This window comes from Pelagovum sp. HNIBRBA483 (genome assembly GCF_040931995.1).
In the GTDB taxonomy this organism is placed as follows: domain Bacteria; phylum Pseudomonadota; class Alphaproteobacteria; order Rhodobacterales; family Rhodobacteraceae; genus JAEPMR01.
This window is the reverse complement of sequence record NZ_CP162412.1, coordinates 2,231,293-2,247,555: the sequence shown is the minus strand read 5'-3', so window position 1 is coordinate 2,247,555 and position 16,263 is coordinate 2,231,293. Positions and strand designations below refer to the sequence as shown.

At 62.6% G+C, this 16,263-nt stretch carries 15 protein-coding genes; 9 read left to right on the top strand and 6 right to left on the bottom strand.

Annotated features, from left to right (window positions below; translation table 11 throughout):
- Window position 1: 1 nt before the first annotated feature.
- The 6 genes from AB1E42_RS11010 to tldD form a co-directional block, all read right to left on the bottom strand.
- The gene (locus tag AB1E42_RS11010) at window positions 2–739 is read right to left on the bottom strand and encodes an SDR family NAD(P)-dependent oxidoreductase (RefSeq protein ID WP_368344292.1); all 738 of its coding nucleotides are present in this window, start codon (window positions 737–739) and stop codon (window positions 2–4) included.
- Window positions 736–2,049, bottom strand: a complete 1,314-nt coding sequence (locus AB1E42_RS11005) for an FAD-binding protein (RefSeq protein WP_368344291.1) — start codon at window positions 2,047–2,049, stop codon at window positions 736–738. The genes AB1E42_RS11010 and AB1E42_RS11005 overlap by 4 nt, the downstream gene beginning before the upstream one ends.
- Window positions 2,046–3,065, bottom strand: a complete 1,020-nt coding sequence (locus AB1E42_RS11000) for a YbhN family protein (RefSeq protein WP_368344290.1) — start codon at window positions 3,063–3,065, stop codon at window positions 2,046–2,048. The genes AB1E42_RS11005 and AB1E42_RS11000 overlap by 4 nt, the downstream gene beginning before the upstream one ends.
- 103 nt (window positions 3,066–3,168) lie before the next feature.
- Window positions 3,169–5,748 (bottom strand): type I DNA topoisomerase, encoded by a 2,580-nt coding sequence (gene topA, locus AB1E42_RS10995; protein ID WP_368344289.1) that lies wholly within the window; start codon window positions 5,746–5,748, stop codon window positions 3,169–3,171.
- 107 nt (window positions 5,749–5,855) lie between these two features.
- Entirely contained in the window at window positions 5,856–6,992 is a 1,137-nt protein-coding gene (gene dprA / locus AB1E42_RS10990; RefSeq protein ID WP_368344288.1) for a DNA-processing protein DprA, read from the bottom strand.
- Between the two features lie 88 nt (window positions 6,993–7,080).
- Entirely contained in the window at window positions 7,081–8,502 is a 1,422-nt protein-coding gene (gene tldD / locus AB1E42_RS10985) for a metalloprotease TldD (protein WP_368344287.1), read from the bottom strand.
- 180 nt (window positions 8,503–8,682) lie between these two features.
- Between tldD and coxB the strand changes: the two genes are divergently transcribed.
- The 9 genes from coxB (at window position 8,683) to AB1E42_RS10940 (ending at window position 16,233) form a co-directional block, all read left to right on the top strand.
- A complete protein-coding gene (gene coxB, locus AB1E42_RS10980) occupies window positions 8,683–9,543 on the top strand; it encodes a cytochrome c oxidase subunit II (RefSeq protein WP_368344286.1) in 861 nt (286 codons plus the stop codon).
- A 79-nt stretch (window positions 9,544–9,622) separates the two neighbouring features.
- Entirely contained in the window at window positions 9,623–10,555 is a 933-nt protein-coding gene (gene cyoE / locus AB1E42_RS10975) for a heme o synthase (protein WP_368344285.1), read from the top strand.
- Entirely contained in the window at window positions 10,555–10,773 is a 219-nt protein-coding gene (locus tag AB1E42_RS10970) for a hypothetical protein (protein WP_368344284.1), read from the top strand. Before cyoE ends, AB1E42_RS10970 begins: the two co-directional genes overlap by 1 nt.
- Window positions 10,773–11,375: a cytochrome c oxidase assembly protein gene (locus tag AB1E42_RS10965; RefSeq protein WP_368344283.1), complete on the top strand. Its 603-nt coding sequence runs from the start codon at window positions 10,773–10,775 to the stop codon at window positions 11,373–11,375. Before AB1E42_RS10970 ends, AB1E42_RS10965 begins: the two co-directional genes overlap by 1 nt.
- Window positions 11,376–11,400: 25 nt before the next feature.
- Window positions 11,401–12,201, top strand: a complete 801-nt coding sequence (locus AB1E42_RS10960; RefSeq protein ID WP_368344282.1) for a cytochrome c oxidase subunit 3 — start codon at window positions 11,401–11,403, stop codon at window positions 12,199–12,201.
- Window positions 12,202–12,305: 104 nt separating this feature from the next.
- Window positions 12,306–12,980 (top strand): SURF1 family protein, encoded by a 675-nt coding sequence (locus AB1E42_RS10955; protein WP_368344281.1) that lies wholly within the window; start codon window positions 12,306–12,308, stop codon window positions 12,978–12,980.
- A 6-nt stretch (window positions 12,981–12,986) separates the two neighbouring features.
- The gene (thrC, locus tag AB1E42_RS10950) at window positions 12,987–14,387 is read left to right on the top strand and encodes a threonine synthase (RefSeq protein WP_368344280.1); all 1,401 of its coding nucleotides are present in this window, start codon (window positions 12,987–12,989) and stop codon (window positions 14,385–14,387) included.
- Window positions 14,384–15,649 (top strand): M16 family metallopeptidase, encoded by a 1,266-nt coding sequence (locus AB1E42_RS10945; RefSeq protein WP_368344279.1) that lies wholly within the window; start codon window positions 14,384–14,386, stop codon window positions 15,647–15,649. The genes thrC and AB1E42_RS10945 overlap by 4 nt, the downstream gene beginning before the upstream one ends.
- Window positions 15,649–16,233 (top strand): GNAT family N-acetyltransferase, encoded by a 585-nt coding sequence (locus AB1E42_RS10940; protein WP_368344278.1) that lies wholly within the window; start codon window positions 15,649–15,651, stop codon window positions 16,231–16,233. The genes AB1E42_RS10945 and AB1E42_RS10940 overlap by 1 nt, the downstream gene beginning before the upstream one ends.
- Window positions 16,234–16,263 lie beyond the last annotated feature (30 nt).

The window sequence follows — 16,263 nt, the reverse complement described above, 5'->3', positions numbered from 1 at the left end:
GTCAGATTTTCAGGCGTTTGAAGATCGGTTCTGGGATCAGGCGGATCACCATCATCACCAAAAGCCAGATGCGGCGGGTGTAGAGGGTGTTCCAGCCCAAGCGCAGGCCCTTGGCGATATCGGCGGCGACGGCTTCGGGCGTGGACATGAAGGGGTGTGGGCCGAGATCCCATGTCATCGGCGTGTCCACGGGGCCGGGCTTGACGGTCATCACATGCACGCCGGAACGGGCAAGGCGGTTGCGGAGGCCGGAGAGATAAGCGGTGAAGCCCGCCTTCGCTGCGCCATAGACGTAATTGCCCAAGCGCCCGCGATCCCCTGCGACGGAGCTGATACCCACGACGGCACCGCGCCCGCGTGCTTCGAGCTGCGGGGCGATACGGGTTAGGAACTCGGCTGGGCCGGAAAAGCTATCGGTCACGGTGCCGGCGATCAGGGTGGGATCGGCGTCAATTGCGTCCTGCTGGGGCATGGAGCCAACGAAAACAGCGACGTTGATGACACCCTCGCGGCTGCGGGCGTCTTCCAGGATCGGATCGAAGCTCGCTGCATTACGTATATCGATGGGGAAAGTGGAGGCATCGGCGGCACCACGGGCGGAGCAATCGGCGGCGAGGGCTTTGGCCTCGTCGGTGTTGCGGGCGCACAGGACGAGCGCGTCGCCTGCCTCGGCTTGCTGACGGGCAAAGGCGCGGGCCATGCCGGAGGTGGCGCCGAGGATGATCCAAGTGTTGTTCATGAGGGGCTCCTGAGGCCGAGGCGGCGGATAAGGTCGGTGGCGAGGCGCTGATCAGGGTCGGCTTTTTCGACAGCGTCGCGCCAAGCGGCATAATCGGGATACATGGCGCGGACGGTGCTGCCGGAGCCGAGCGAGTCCTTGGCCAGATAGATGCGTCCGCCTGCGGCCTCGGTGAGGCGGTCCAATTCGGCGATCAGCTGGACTGCGGCGGGGCGGTTGGGGAAATCGACGGCGAGGGTGAAGCCCTCCATCGGGAAGGAAAGGTAGCCTGCGCGGCCCTTGCCCATTTTCTTGAGCACGGCGAGCGGCGAGGCGAGGCCGGAAGTGGCGATGGCTTCGGCCATCGCGCGGAGGGCGTCTGTCTGATCAGGAGGCACGACGCATTGGAACTGGTGAAAGCCGCGCCGCCCGTAGAGGCGGTTCCAGTCATGGATGCGGTCCAGCGGGAAGAAGAAATCCTGCATCGGGCGCAGGAGCGTGCGGCCCTCTTCAGGTACGCGGTGGTAGTAAAGTTGGTTGAAGGCGCGGACGATGGGGGCGGCAAGCGCGAAATGCGGTGCGTTGAACGGCACGGCGCGGCTTGTTGGCGTTTGTGCGGGGGGCAGGCTGCCGGCGGCGATCTCTGCCTCTTCGACAATGCCGCGGCCGAGCGCGTCGCCCGTTGCGGTGGCGTCGATCCAGCCGACGCAATAGGTGGCATCAGAGGCATCGAGCAGGGCGATATGTTCGGCCCAATCGCTGGCGCGGGTTTCCGTGACGCGCATCTGACGCCCCGCGCAGGGGGAAAGCTGGATACGGGCCGAGAGGATGATGCCGGTCTGCCCGAGGCCGCCGACGGTGGCTTGCCAGAGGGTTTTATCCTTCGGGGTGATGGTGCGGGTTTCGCTGCCTTGAAGGAGCGTGATCGCCTTCACATGCTGGCCAAAGCTGCCTTTGTTGTGGTGGTTTTTACCATGCACATCCATAGCGATGGCGCCGCCAATGGTGGCAAAGCCGGTGCCGGGCATAACGGCGGGAAGCCAGCCCTTTACGGGGCAGATGCGGGCAAGGGTGGAAATGGTGACGCCTGCCTCCGCCTCCAGCACGCCGGTCTTGGTGTCGAACGCGATGATCCGGTCGAGCCGCGACATATCGAGCGCCGCGCCGGCGCTGTTGAGCGGTGCGTCGCCATAGGAGCGGCGATTACCGTGGGCGGGGAAGGCGGCCTCGGTCAGCTCGTTGCGGGTATCGGGGCGGGCGAGGGGGCCAGTTGCCTTTAACGCACGGCCCCAGCCAGCGTAGGGGGTGGTTTTCCAACGCAGATCGGTCATGCGGCGGCCTCTGCTTTGAGGGAGGCACGTTCGGCCAGTGGGAAGGTCAGAAGGCCGAGGCCGATGGCGAACCAAAGCGTGGTGACGCGGATCACGGCGGTGGCGGGGAGGGACACCTCAAGCCCGATGCCTTGCAGCGACAGTAGCGCAATCATCGCGGCTTCAGCCCCGCCGACACCCCCCGGCGCGCCGGTCAATCCGCCTGCGAGGGTGGAAAAGGTGAAGATGGCAACGGCCATTGCGAGGCCGATATCAGCGCCCATCCAGAGAAGGAGCAGATGAAAGGCCGCGCCTTCCGCCGCCCATCCTATCAGGCCGAGTGCGAGTGCGGTGGCGGCGATGCGCGGGGTTGAGAATACGGCGAGCGAGCGGGCGGCGGCGCGGATGCGGCCCATCAAGCGGGGCAGAAGGCCGGTGACACGATAGGCCATCGTGACCAGCGCGGCGAGGAGGCGCGGGCGGGTGGCGACATAAGCCGCGATCAGAGCGATGACGGCGACGGGCAGCGCAAAGGCGATGCCTTCGGCGGCAAGGGCGAGGCCAAGCGCGAGCAAAAGGCCCATAGCGGCCAGATCGGAGGCGCGGTCCATCAGCACCAAGGGCGCGGTGCGCTCAACAGGCCAGCCTGTCTCGCGGCGGAGCCAGCGCATGCGGATCAATTCGCCCACGCGCCCGGGGGTGACCGACATGGCAAAGCCGCCGATGAAATGGCGCAGGTTTTGCGGAAGCGTCGTCGCGAGGCCTAAGCGCTGGGCGAAAAGGTGCCAGCGCAGCCCGCGAAAGACATAATTTACGAGGCTGAGGGCGAGGAGTGCGGCGAGCTGCCAAGGCCCGAGCTGTGTGAGCTGGGCGAGGGTTTCTTCCCAGCCTGTCGCGGCGGCCAGACCGGCCAAACCGGCGAGGACGAGCGCAAAAAGCCCAGCCAGAACAGCCACATCCCGCCAGCGGCGGCGGCCGCGGGGCAGGGGGCGGCCATCAGAGAGGGGGCCGGTGGGGGAGACATTTGGCGCTGTCATGTTGCCCGTCTAGAGACAGATTTAGGCAATAATATGATGTTGTTGCCTGATCGGAAACAAGTGCTGCGGCGCAGTTTTTGCCTGCGCCGCGACACGGGAGGCTCTATTCGGCCTTTTTCTTGGCGGTTGTCTTCTTCGCGGCGGTCTTTTTCGGCGCGGCTTTTTTGGCGGGGGCTTTCTTGCGCGCGGTCTTTTTGCCGCCCTTGGACGCCTTGGCATTCACCAACTCGATCGCCATTTCGATCGTCACGTCCTCGGGGGAGGTGTCTTTCGGCAGGGTGGCGTTGACCTTCTCCCACTTGATATAGGGGCCGTAGCGACCGTCCATCACGTTCATCGCGCCGCCATCGGGGTGATCGCCCAATTCGCGCAAGGGCTTGGCGGCAGCGCCGCGACCGCCGCGGGAGGCGGCTTTCTGGGCCAGAACCTCAACCGCGCGGTTCATGCCGATGGTGAACACCTCGTCCACTTCCTTGATATTGGCGTAGACGCGGCCATGCTTCACATATGGGCCATAACGGCCGATGCCAGCCTCGATGACTTCGCCATCATCGGGGTGGGGGCCGATTTCACGCGGCAGGGAAAGGAGCATCAGCGCCTTTTCCAGATCGGTATCGAGCGGCTCCCAGCCTTTTGGAATGCTGGCGCGGGGGGGCTTGGGGGTGTCTTCCGTCGGCTCGCCGCGCTGGACGTAGGGACCAAAGTGGCCATCGCGCAGGGTGATCGGGTCGCCGTTGTCATGGCCGAGGAGCCGCCCATCGGGGCCGATGGAGGTATCTTCCATCCCCGGCGGGCCGAAGGGGCGGGTGAAGCGGCATTCGGGGTAGTTCGAACAGCCGATGAAGGCCCCACCGGAGCGGGCGGTGCGCATGGAGAGCTTGCCCGCGCCGCAATTGGGGCAGAGGCGGGGATCGGTGCCGTCCTCGGTGGGCGGGAATAGGTGCGGCTCAAGCACCTCGTTGATCTTATCCAAGACATCCGTGATCCGCAGCTCGGATGTTTCGGCGATGGCAGCGGAAAATTCGCGCCAGAAGCGGGAGAGGATTGTTTTATAGTCAGCATCACCAGCGGAGACCTGATCGAGCTGGTCCTCAAGCTGGGCGGTGAATTCATAGCCGACATATTTGCGGAAGTAGTTTGACAGGAAGGCCGTCACGAGGCGGCCTTTGTCTTGCGGGATCAGGCGGCCTTTGTCCTTGGCGACATAGTCGCGTTCCTGAATGGTGGTGACGATGGAGGCATAGGTGGAGGGGCGGCCGATGCCGAGCTCTTCCATCCGTTTCACCAGCGTCGCCTCGGTGTAGCGGGGCGGGGGCTGGGTGAAGTGCTGTTCGGGCGTGATGTCATGCTTCTTCAGCGCGTCACCTTCGGACAGTTGGGGCAGGCGGTTGCTGTCTTCGTCATCGCCGGTGTCGTCGCGGCCCTCTTCGTAGATGGCGATGAAACCGTCGAACAGAATGACCTGACCAGTGGCGCGGAGGCCGACTTGACCGTCAGCGGAGCCGATCTCGACAGTGGTACGCTCGAGCCGGACGGCGGCCATCTGGCTGGCGATGGTGCGCTTGTAGATGAGGTCGTAAAGCTTGCGTTGATCGGCGTCGGTAATGCGGAGCGTCTCTGCGCCGCGCATCATATCCGTGGGGCGGATACATTCATGGGCTTCCTGCGCGTTCTTCGCCTTGTTCTTATACATGCGCGGCGAGGGCGGGAGGTAGTTCTCGCCGAACTTCTCCTTGATCGCGTCGCGCGCGGCCATCACGGCCTCGGGCGCCATATCGATGCCGTCCGTCCGCATGTAGGTGATCAGGCCTGCCTCGTAGAGGCGCTGGGCGGCGCTCATGGTTTGCCGTGCGCCCATGCCAAATTTGCGGCTGGCCTCTTGCTGGAGCGTGGAGGTCATGAAGGGCGGTGCGGGGTTGCGGGTGCCGGGCTTGGCCTCAACCGATGTGACGGAGAGATCGCGGCTTGTGATCGCCTGCACGGCCATTTCGGCCTGAAGGGAGGTGCCGAGATCGAACTTGTCGAGTTTCTTGCCAGCCAGCGTGGTGAGGCGGGCCTCGAAGCTTTTGCCGCGCGGGGTGTCGAGGAGGGCTTTGACGCTCCAGTATTCCTGCGGGCGGAAGGCCTCGATCTCCATCTCGCGCTCGACGATCAGGCGGAGGCAAACGGATTGCACGCGGCCGGCCGATTTCGCGCCGGGGAGTTTGCGCCAGAGGACGGGCGAGAGGTTGAAGCCCACCAGATAATCCAGCGCGCGGCGGGCGAGATAGGCCTCGACCAATGGCGCATCGACCTCGCGCGGGTTGGCCATTGCCTCGGTCACGGCGGCCTTGGTGATGGCGTTGAACGTGACGCGCTTCACTTCGGTGGTTTTCTTGATCGCCTTGCGGGCGGTGAGCGCCTCTTGCAGGTGCCATGAAATCGCCTCGCCCTCGCGGTCGGGGTCGGTGGCGAGGATCAGGGAAGGGTCGTCTTTTAGCGCGTCGGCGATGGCTTTGACATGTTTGCGGCTGTCGGCGGCGATCTCCCATTTCATCGCGAAATCGTCTTCGGGATCGACGGAACCATCTTTGGGCGGCAGGTCGCGAACGTGACCGTAAGAAGCGAGGACGGTGTAATCGTCGCCAAGATATTTGTTTATTGTCTTGGCCTTAGCCGGTGATTCGACGACGACAACGGGCATGGGAATCCTTGAAATGCGCTAGGTGCTATGGCGGCGCAAGATGTGGGTGCGGGCTAGGGATTGTCAATGCGCTGTCGACGAAAGAGCTGGCGGACGATGCTGTTGCGCTATTTCGCTTTGCGCACGGTGCCGCCGGAATGGCGGGCGATTTCACCGTCCAGTTCAAGATCGGTGAGCGCGGGGGCGAGGCGCTCCGGCGCGGCGCCAAGGTCGCGGGCGAGTTGATCTTCGGCGATTGGGGCGGGACCGATGCGGGCGAGAATTTTGCGGTGCAGATCGGCAATCTCGCGCAGCGGGCGCAGGGGATTTGGGGTTGGAAGCGGGCGCTTGCGGGGGCTGGGGGCCTCACGGAAGGCAGGCACCGCGTCGAGAATATCGGCGGTGGAGCGGATCAGCGTGGCGCCGTCCCTCAGCAGGAGGTTGCTGCCACCGGATGCCGGATCAAGCGGGTGGCCCGGCACGGCGAGCACCTCGCGCCCTTGGCGGGCGGCGTGGTCGGCGGTGATGAGGCTGCCCGAGCGCTGCGCGGCCTCTACCACCAACGTCGCCAGCGACAGACCGGAAACAATGCGGTTGCGGGCGGGAAAATGCCGCGCTTGCGGGGCCATGCCGATGGGCTGCTCGGAGAGGCGTAGGCCGTGGCGGGCAATCTCGCCTGCCAGTTCAGTATTTTCGCGGGGGTAGAGCACATCTATGCCGCCGGGTTGCACGGCGATTGTGCCATGTGAAAGGGCGGCGCGATGCGCTTCGGTATCGATGCCGCGGGCAAGGCCCGACACAACGACAATACCCGCCTCGCCGCATTCAGCCGCCAAACGGCGGGCCATGCGGCGGCCAAGCGACGAGGCATTGCGCGCGCCGACGATGGAGATGGCGGGACGGGTGAGCAGCGAGAGATCCCCGATGGCCCAGAGGAGGGGCGGTGGATCGTCGATCTGCGATAAGAGTGGCGGATAGGCGGGCGTGCCGAAGGCGATCAGTTGGGCGTGCGCTTTTTTGCCGGCGCGCAGTTCGCGGAGGGCGTCGGCCTCCGTACAGGGGTGATAGTGCAGGTTCCCTGCGGCGCGGGCGATTTTGGGCAGGGCGGCAAGGGCGGCGGCAGCGCTGCCATATTCGGCCAACAGACGGTGATAGCTGCGCGGCCCGATGCGCGGTGATCGCAACAGGCGGAGCGCAGAGATCCTGTCATCCTCCGTGGTGGGTGGGAGTGGGGGGTGAGTTGAAAGATGCCAAGGGTCGGTCATCCCGTGCTCCGCCTGTTGCAACGCAGTTGTAGAACGGGCGGAGTTAACGGCATGTAAACGGCAAAAGAGGCCGTGAAGGGCGCTCTTATCAGGCGGCAGCACCGCCAACGGTCAGCCCGCCGATCATCAGCGAGGGCTGACCAACACCCACCGGCACCCATTGGCCGGCCTTACCACAATTGCCGATACCCGGATCGAGTTGCAGGTCATTGCCGATGCCGCGAATCTGTTGCAGCGCGGTGGCGCCGTCGCCAATGAGGGTTGCGCCTTTCACGGGCGCGCCGACTTTGCCGTCCTTCACGCGGTAGGCCTCGGTGCAGGAAAATACAAATTTTCCGTTGGTAATATCGACCTGACCGCCGCCGAAGCCAACGGCGTAGATGCCGTCCTTCAATTCGGCCACGAGGGAGGCGGGATCGGCATTGCCTGCAAGCATATAGGTGTTGGTCATGCGCGGCATCGGGGCGTGAGCGTAGCTTTCGCGGCGGCCGTTGCCGGTGGGCGCGACGCCCATCAAGCGGGCATTCTGGCGGTCTTGCATATAGCCCACGAGGATGCCGTCCTCGATCAGTGTATTCTTGGCCGACGGGGTGCCTTCGTCGTCGATGGTAATAGAGCCGCGCCGGTCGGGAATCGTACCGTCATCGAGGACCGTCACGCCCGGTGCCGCGATTCGCTGGCCCATCAGACCGGCGAAGGCGGAGGTGCCTTTGCGGTTGAAATCACCTTCCAGCCCGTGGCCGATGGCCTCGTGCAGCAGGATGCCCGGCCAGCCGGGGCCAAGCACCACATCCATCACGCCCGCTGGCGCGGGTTCGGCGCGGAGATTTACCAGCGCGATGCGCAGGGCTTCGTCGACGGCAGGCTTCCAATGCGCGGGATCGATCAAGCCGCTGAGGCCGGTGCGCCCGCCGCCGCCGGACATGCCGCTTTCGCGGCGGCCGTCTTGCTCGACGATCACCGAAACATTGAGCCGCGCCATCGGGCGGATGTCGCCGACTTGGGTTCCTTCGGGGCGCAGAATGACGATTTCCTGATGGGAGGCGGCGAGATTGACGCTGACCTGCACGACGCGGGCATCGCGGCTGCGGGCGTAATCGTCGATTTCGCGCAGGATGTCGATTTTGGCGGGGAATGTCGCGTCCAACATCGGGTCGGCATCGGAATAGAGCTTGCGATTGGTGGCTTGCGGGCTTGCGGCCATCGTGCCGCCGCCCTCACCCACGGCAAGGCGGGCGGTGGAAACCGCGCGGCGCAGGGCATGTTCGTCGATCGCCGAGGAATGGGCATAGCCCGCCGTTTCGCCGCGCACGGCGCGCAGGCCGAATCCTTCGGAGGCATCGAAACTGGCGTTTTTCACCCGTCCGTCATCGAAACTGAGGTTTTCCGAGCGGCGGCGTTCGAAAAACAGCTCGCCATCATCGGCACCAAGGGTGGCTTCGCGCAGCAGCGAGAGGGCGGTTTCAGCGTCCAGATGGCTTTCGAACGGGCGAAACGGAGTATCGGACATGCTTTTTTTCCTTGCAGGTACGTTTCAATCACGAAAAGCGGCCGTTTGCCGCAATGCTACTTCTTGAGTTGTTGCTCAGGATATGGGACATGCATCGCCGGATACAACGGGATTCCTGCCCGCGTGCAGGGTATGGTGTCCTTCAGGGGCGCGAATGCGCCAGACAGAACAGGGTATGACATGCGTATGACCAATTTCGTCACCAAGCTTGCGGCAACCGCCGGCCTGATCCTCTCGGGTGCTGCTGCCTCTGCGCAGGCCGTTAATCAGGATCTCGACATTGTCGGGGCTCCCATCGATCAGGCGCTCGGTTTCCAACCGGCTGCTACTGAACTGGCCCGCGACCTCCAGTGGCTCGACGGCCTGCTGCTGGTGATTATCACCTGCATCACCATTTTCGTGATCGGCCTGCTGGCTTATGTGATCGTTCGCTACAACAAGCGCGTGAATCCGACACCGGCGACCTTTACGCACAACTCGCCCCTCGAGGTTGCGTGGACAATCATCCCGATCGTGATTCTCGTCTTTATCGGTGCTTTCTCGCTGCCGGTCCTGTTCAAGCAGCAGGAAATCCCCGAAGGCGACATCAACATCAAAGTCACCGGCTACCAGTGGTACTGGGGTTACGAATATGTTGACGAAGGCGTGGCCTTCGACAGTTTCATGATTGGTTATGGTGAAGGCAACCTGAACGACTCGATTTCTGCGCAGCTCGAAGAAGCAGGCTATTCGGATCAGGAATTCAAGCTGGCAACCGATACCGCCGTTGTGGTGCCGGTCGGCAAGACCGTCGTGATGACTGTTACGGGCGCCGATGTGATCCATTCTTGGACGATCCCCGCTTTTGGCGTGAAGCAAGACGCCGTTCCGGGCCGTTTGGCGCAGCTTTGGTTCTCCGCTGAGCGGGAAGGCATCTACTTTGGCCAGTGTTCCGAGCTTTGCGGTAAAGATCACGCCTTCATGCCGATCACCGTCAAGGTCGTTAGCCAAGAAACCTATGACGCATGGCTGGCAGAAGCCAAGCTGGAATACGGCGTCTAAGACCCGATACCAACGACTTCGGGCGGCATAATGTCGCCCGATCTGTAACTGGCGCTCCCGCCTTCTATCTGGATCAGTGATGACAGATATCAGTGCACAAGACACCGGACGCGAAGCAGGCATGGGCGATTATTTCGCCCTGCTGAAGCCGCGTGTGATGTCGCTGGTTATTTTTACCGCGCTCGTTGGCCTGTTGGTCGCGCCGGTGCCGGTGCATCCCTATATCGGCTTTGTTGGCATCCTGTGCATTGCTGTCGGCGCGGGAGCATCTGGTGCGCTGAACATGTGGTGGGACGCGGACATCGACGTGAAGATGAAGCGCACCGCGAAGCGGCCCATCCCCTCGGGCCGCGTGGCACCGGAAGAAGCGCTCGCCATCGGGCTGACGCTTTCGGTATTCTCGGTTGTGTTGCTGGCGCTGGCGACGAATTTCGTCGCGGCGGGCTTGCTGGCCTTTACCATTTTCTTTTACGCGGTTGTCTACTCGATGTGGCTCAAGCGCTCGACGCCGCAGAACATCGTCATCGGTGGTGCTGCTGGTGCATTCCCCCCGATGGTGGGGTGGGCCGTTGCGACGGGGAGCGTGAGCGTGGAAAGCGCGCTGATGTTCGCACTGATCTTCATGTGGACGCCGCCGCATTTCTGGGCCTTGGCCTTGTTTGTGAAATCCGATTACGGCAATGCGGGCGTGCCAATGCTGACCGTGACGCATGGCCGCCGCGTGACGCGCAACCATATCCTCGGCTACACGCTGGCGCTGGTGCCGGTGGCGTTGGGCATCGCGTTCACCTCGATCGGCGGGCCGATCTACCTCGCCGTGGCGGTAGTGATGAACGCATGGTTCCTGAAAGGCGCTGTGGCGCTGTGGAAGCGTGACGACGCGGCCTCGGAAGCGGACAATCACGCCGTCGAAAAGCGCGTGTTCCGCATTTCGCTCTATTATCTTTTTGCACATTTCAGTGCGCTGCTGGCAGAGACTGCGCTGGCCCCGTGGGGATTGGGAGGCTGGTGATGGCAATAAAGGTCGAGCATGAGATCCATACGCGCCGCAAGGGGCGCAATCTGGGGGTGGGGGCCATCCTCGCCGTGTTCATCGCGATTGTTTTTGGCCTCACGGTGGTGAAGGTCATCCAGCTGGGTGAAGCTGGCAAATTTGAACGTTTCGATCATGTGGCACGACCACAGCTCGTGCCTGACGCGCAGACAGGTACGGAGGACGGAGCACAGTAATGCGGTTGTTTGGCAAGACATTGGAAGGCCCTCAAAAGACCGCTGTGCAAGCGGTTGGTGTGGTTGTTTTGATGGGCTCGCTGGCGTGGGCGTCGGTGCCGTTTTACGACTGGTTCTGCCGCGTGACGGGCTTTGGCGGGGTAACAAATGTTGCCGAGGCAGGCAGCGACGTGATTCTGGATCAGACGATTAAGGTGCGCTTCGACGCCTCGCTTGAGCGAGACATGCCGTGGACCTTCACGCCCGTAGAACGGGAAATGACCGTGCGCATTGGGGAAACGGCGCTGGCGTTTTATGAGGCGCATAACCCGACCGATCAGCCGGTGGCAGGGCAGGCAGCTTATAATGTTGCCCCATATGAGGCTGGCGTTTTCTTCGACAAAATCGAATGCTTCTGTTTCACCGAACAGGTGTTGCAACCGGGTGAAACGGTGCAAATGCCGGTGAGCTTCTTTGTGGATCCTGCAATCGTGGACGACCGCGAGGGCAAATACGTCCACACCATCACGCTCGGCTACACATTCTACCAGATCGACCTGCCTGAAGAAGAAGTGCAGGCGGCTTTGACAACCGCGTCGCCAGACGCCATAGAGACTAACTAGAGAAAAGGCCCCAGGGAAAACCGACATGGCGCACGAAAAGAACCACGATTACCATATTCTTCAACCGTCGATCTGGCCCCTGTTGGGCTCGGTGTCGGCATTCGTTATGCTCTTTGGCGCCGTCCTGTGGATGAAGGATAGCGGTCCGTGGGCCTTCCTCGTCGGCTTTGTTGGTGTGCTTTACACCATGTATGGCTGGTGGTCGGACGTTGTGCATGAAGGCCAGACCGGCGACCACACCCCCGTGGTGCGGATCGGCCTTCGCTATGGCTTCATCATGTTCATCATGTCGGAAGTGATGTTCTTTGCCGCGTGGTTCTGGAGCTTCTTCAAGCATGCCATGTACCCGATGGGGCCGGACAGCCCGATGGTGGACGGCGTTTGGCCGCCCGCTGGCATCGAGACATTCGACCCTTGGCACCTGCCGCTGATCAACACGCTGATCCTGCTGTGCTCGGGCGCGGCTGCGACATGGGCACACCATGCGCTGTCCCATGAAAACAACCGCGAAGACACGAAGTTGGGCCTGATTCTGGCCGTTGCTCTGGGTGCGCTGTTCACCGTGTTCCAGATCTACGAATACAGCCACGCTGCCTTTGGCTTCTCTGGCAACATCTACGGCGCAAACTTCTTCATGGCGACGGGCTTCCACGGCTTCCACGTCTTGATCGGGACGATCTTCCTGCTGGTGTGTTTGTTCCGTGTCCTGCGCGGCCATTTCACGCCGGAGCAGCATGTGGGCTTCGAAGCGGCAGCTTGGTACTGGCACTTCGTTGACGTTGTGTGGCTGTTCCTCTTCGCCGCTGTCTACATCTGGGGCGGCTAACGTATCGGGGAGGGTTCCCCCCTCCGCTGAGACAGGATAAGACGCAACGCGCGGGGCCAGTGCTCCGCGCGTTTCTCATTTTAGGGTCCAGTTCGGGGATCGACATGCGGCGGTATATATTTCCGGTTTTGCTCGGGCTTGCGGGCTGTGCTGTACTGATCACGCTTGGGGTCTGGCAGGTGCAGCGGCTTGACTGGAAGCGGGGCATCCTGAACGAGATCGAGGCGCGCATCGCGGCGGAGCCGGTGGCGCTGAAAGAGGCGCCCAACGAATTGGACGATGAATATCGCGCGGTGACGTTGAGCGGGACGGCGGGCGAACGGGAATTGCATGTGCTCGTGAGCGGCACCGCTGCGGGCACCGGCTACCGCGTGATCACCGCCTTCGAGACCGACGAAGGCCGCCGCATCCTGATGGATCATGGCCTGTTGCCGCTGGAAGCGAAGGATCAGGTCAGCCCCCGCGCGCCGGTGCAGGTAACGGCGAACCTGATCTGGCCGGATGATGTGAACTCCTCCACCCCTGCGCCCGATCTGGAAAAGAACATCTGGTTTGCCCGTGACATTGGCCCGATGGCCGAGGCGCTGGACACCGAGCGATTGATGGTGGTGTTGCGCAGCACGTCGCAACCCGACCCGCGTTTGACGCCGCTGCCGGTAGACACGCGCGGGATCAAGAACGATCACAGAGAATACGCGATAACATGGTTCTTGCTGGCGGCTGTATGGGCGGCGATGACCTTGTATCTGCTGACCCGAATTGCACGCCGAAAGGACTGATACGCGATGCGCTATATTTCGACACGGGGTGAGGCTCCGGCCCTGACCTTTGAAGAGGCGATGATGACCGGCCTTGCCCGTGACGGGGGGCTGTATGTGCCCGAGACGATCCCGACGCTGAGCACAGACGAGATCGCTGCGATGGCGGGGCAGTCCTATGAGGAGATCGCCTTTCGCGTGATGCGGCCATTTATTGGCGAGACATTTACTGACGTGGAGTTTCGCAGCTTGATCGACGCCGCTTACGCAGGCTTTGGTCATGCCGCACGGGCGCCTTTGGTGCAACTGGGGCCGAACCATTTCCTGCTGGAGCTGTTCCACGGGCCGACGCTGGCGTTCAAGGATTTCGCCATGCAGCTCATTGGGCAAATGTTTCAGGCATCGCTCACGCGGTCGGGCAAACGGATCACCATTGTTGGTGCGACAAGTGGCGATACGGGAAGTGCGGCGATCGAGGCGTTTCGTGGACTGGACAATGTAGATGTGTTCATCCTTTTCCCGCATGGGCGGGTGAGCGAAGTGCAGCGCCGCCAGATGACGACGCCGAGCGAGGCCAACGTGCATGCGCTGGCCGTTGATGGTGACTTTGACGACTGCCAAGCGGCGTTGAAGGATATGTTCAACGATTTCCAATTCCGCGATGAAGTGGCGCTGGCGGGGGTGAACTCAATCAACTGGGGCCGTGTGCTGGCGCAGGTGGTGTATTACTTCAGCTCGGCTGTGAGCCTTGGCGCGCCGCACCGCAAGGTGAGCTTTACTGTGCCGACTGGCAATTTCGGTGACATTTTCGCGGGCTATATTGCCAAGATGATGGGGCTGCCTGTCGAGCGGCTGGTGATTGCGACAAACCAGAACGACATTCTGCACCGCACGATGGGAACCGGCACCCAGACGAAAGAGGGCGTGACCCCGTCTATCAGCCCGTCGATGGATATTCAGGTGTCGTCGAATTTCGAGCGCGCGCTTTTTGATGCCTACGGGCGTGACGGCAAGGTCGTGGCTGAACAAATGGCCGACCTGAAAGATAAGGGCGGCTTTGCAATCAGTCAGGGTGCGTTCGAGTGGCTCAAGGGCCATTTTGACAGTGGCCGTGCCTCGGAAGAGGAAACCAGCGCCACGATCACTGCGCAGCGGGATGTGACCGGCGAAATCCTCTGCCCGCATTCGGCGGTGGGCGTGAAGGTGGCGGAGGCGCATCTCTCCGACGTGCCGATGATCACGCTGGCGACCGCGCATCCGGCGAAATTCCCCGCCGCAGTGGAAGCGGCGACGGGCGTGCATCCGGCGCTGCCGCCGCGCATGGCGGACCTGTTCGAGCGTGAAGAACGGGTGACGCGGGTGGCGAATGATCTTGCGTCGCTGCAATCCATCATCCGCGCACGGATAGCCGAAAAGGTGCAGAATTGAGCGTCCGGTTTGATACGTTACCCAATGGATTGAGGGTCGTCACCGAACATATGCCGGGGCTGCAATCGGCCTCTATCGGCGTGTGGGTGATGGCGGGTGGCCGCCATGAGCGGGTTGAGCAGAACGGCATTGCGCATTTCCTTGAGCATATGGCGTTCAAGGGAACGGCGCGGCGCAGCGCGCTCCAGATCGCCGAGGAAATCGAGGATGTGGGCGGCTATATCAACGCCTATACCAGCCGCGAGATGACCGCCTATTACGCGCGGGTTTTGCAGCAGGACATACCGCTCGGGCTGGACCTGATCGGGGATATCTTGCTGAACCCTGTCTTTGATCCGGCGGAGATCGAGGTGGAGCGCGGGGTGATCTTGCAGGAGATCGGGCAGGCGCTCGATACGCCTGACGACATCATTTTCGACTGGTTGCAGGAAGTGTCTTATGCCGATCAGCCGATTGGCCGCACGATCCTTGGCCCCGCCGAGCGGGTGCGCAGCTTTGGCCGTGATGATCTGGCTGGCTTCGTGGCCGAACATTACGGGCCGGAGCAGATGGTACTGGCCGCGGCGGGTGCGGTGGATCATAACGCGATCATGAAACAGGCGGAGGCAATCTTCGGCCATTTGAAGCCACGCCCGAAGGCGCATGGCTTGGTGCCTGCCCGCTGGACAGGTGGTGAGTACCGCGAGGACAAGGCGCTGGAGCAGGTGCATATGGCGCTGGCCTTCGAGGGGCCGGATTTCTACGATCCGGCGATTTATACCGCGCAGATATATGCGACGGCTCTGGGCGGGGGGATGTCATCACGGCTGTTTCAGGAAGCGCGGGAGCGGCGCGGGCTGTGCTACACGATTTTTGCGCAAGCTGGCGCCTATGAGGATACCGGCATGATGACCGTCTATGCGGGCACATCGGGCGGGCTGATCCGCGAGTTGGCCGAGGTGACGGTGGACGAAATGAAGCGCGCCGCTGACGATATGAGCGAGGCCGAGCTGGCCCGCGCGCGGGCGCAGATCAAGGCAGGGATGCTGATGGGATTGGAAAGCCCGTCGAACCGCGCCGAACGCCTTGTGCGGATGTTGCAGGTTTTCGGGAGGGTGAGTTCGATTGAAGAGACAGTCGAACGGATCGACGCCGTGACGCTGGCCGATACGCGGGCCTTTGGCGCACGCATGGCGGGGAGCTGCGGCACCTCGATGGCGCTTTACGGGCCTGCTGGCGATGCCCCCAGCCTCGGCGATTTGCGGGACAGGTTTGCAGCGTAATGCTGGGGCGGCGGCCGAAGATACAGATCGAGACGGAGCGTCTTGTTATGCGCCCGCCGCAGCATGGCGATCACCGGCAATGGGCCAACCTGCGCAGTGAGAGCCGCGAATTCCTTACGCCGTGGGAGCCGACATGGGCGAGCGATCATCTGTCGCGCAAGGGGTTCACCAATCGCGTGTACTGGGCGCAGCGGTCGATTGCCAACGGGGCTGCGGTGCCGTTGTTCCTGTTCGAGCGCGAGGGCGAGCGCTTGGTCGGCGCGCTGACGCTCGACAATATCCGCCGTGGCCCCGCACAGGCTGGCACCACGGGCTATTGGATCGGCGAGCGCTATGCCCGCCACGGCTATATGCGAGAGGCGCTGAAGGCGCTGGTGCATTATGCGTTCACCGTGATGGACCTCAGCCGTCTTGAGGCCGGATGCCTGCCGGAAAATGCCGCATCGCGTGGCTTGCTGGAAAGCTGCGGCTACAAATACGAAGGCGTGGCGCAGAGCTATTTGCAGATCAATGGGCGCTGGCGGAACCATGTGCTCTATGCCAATTTGCGCAGCGATCGGCGTGGGCGGACAGACGCGGGCTAACGGCGCGACGTTTACGTTTGGGCGCGGAGT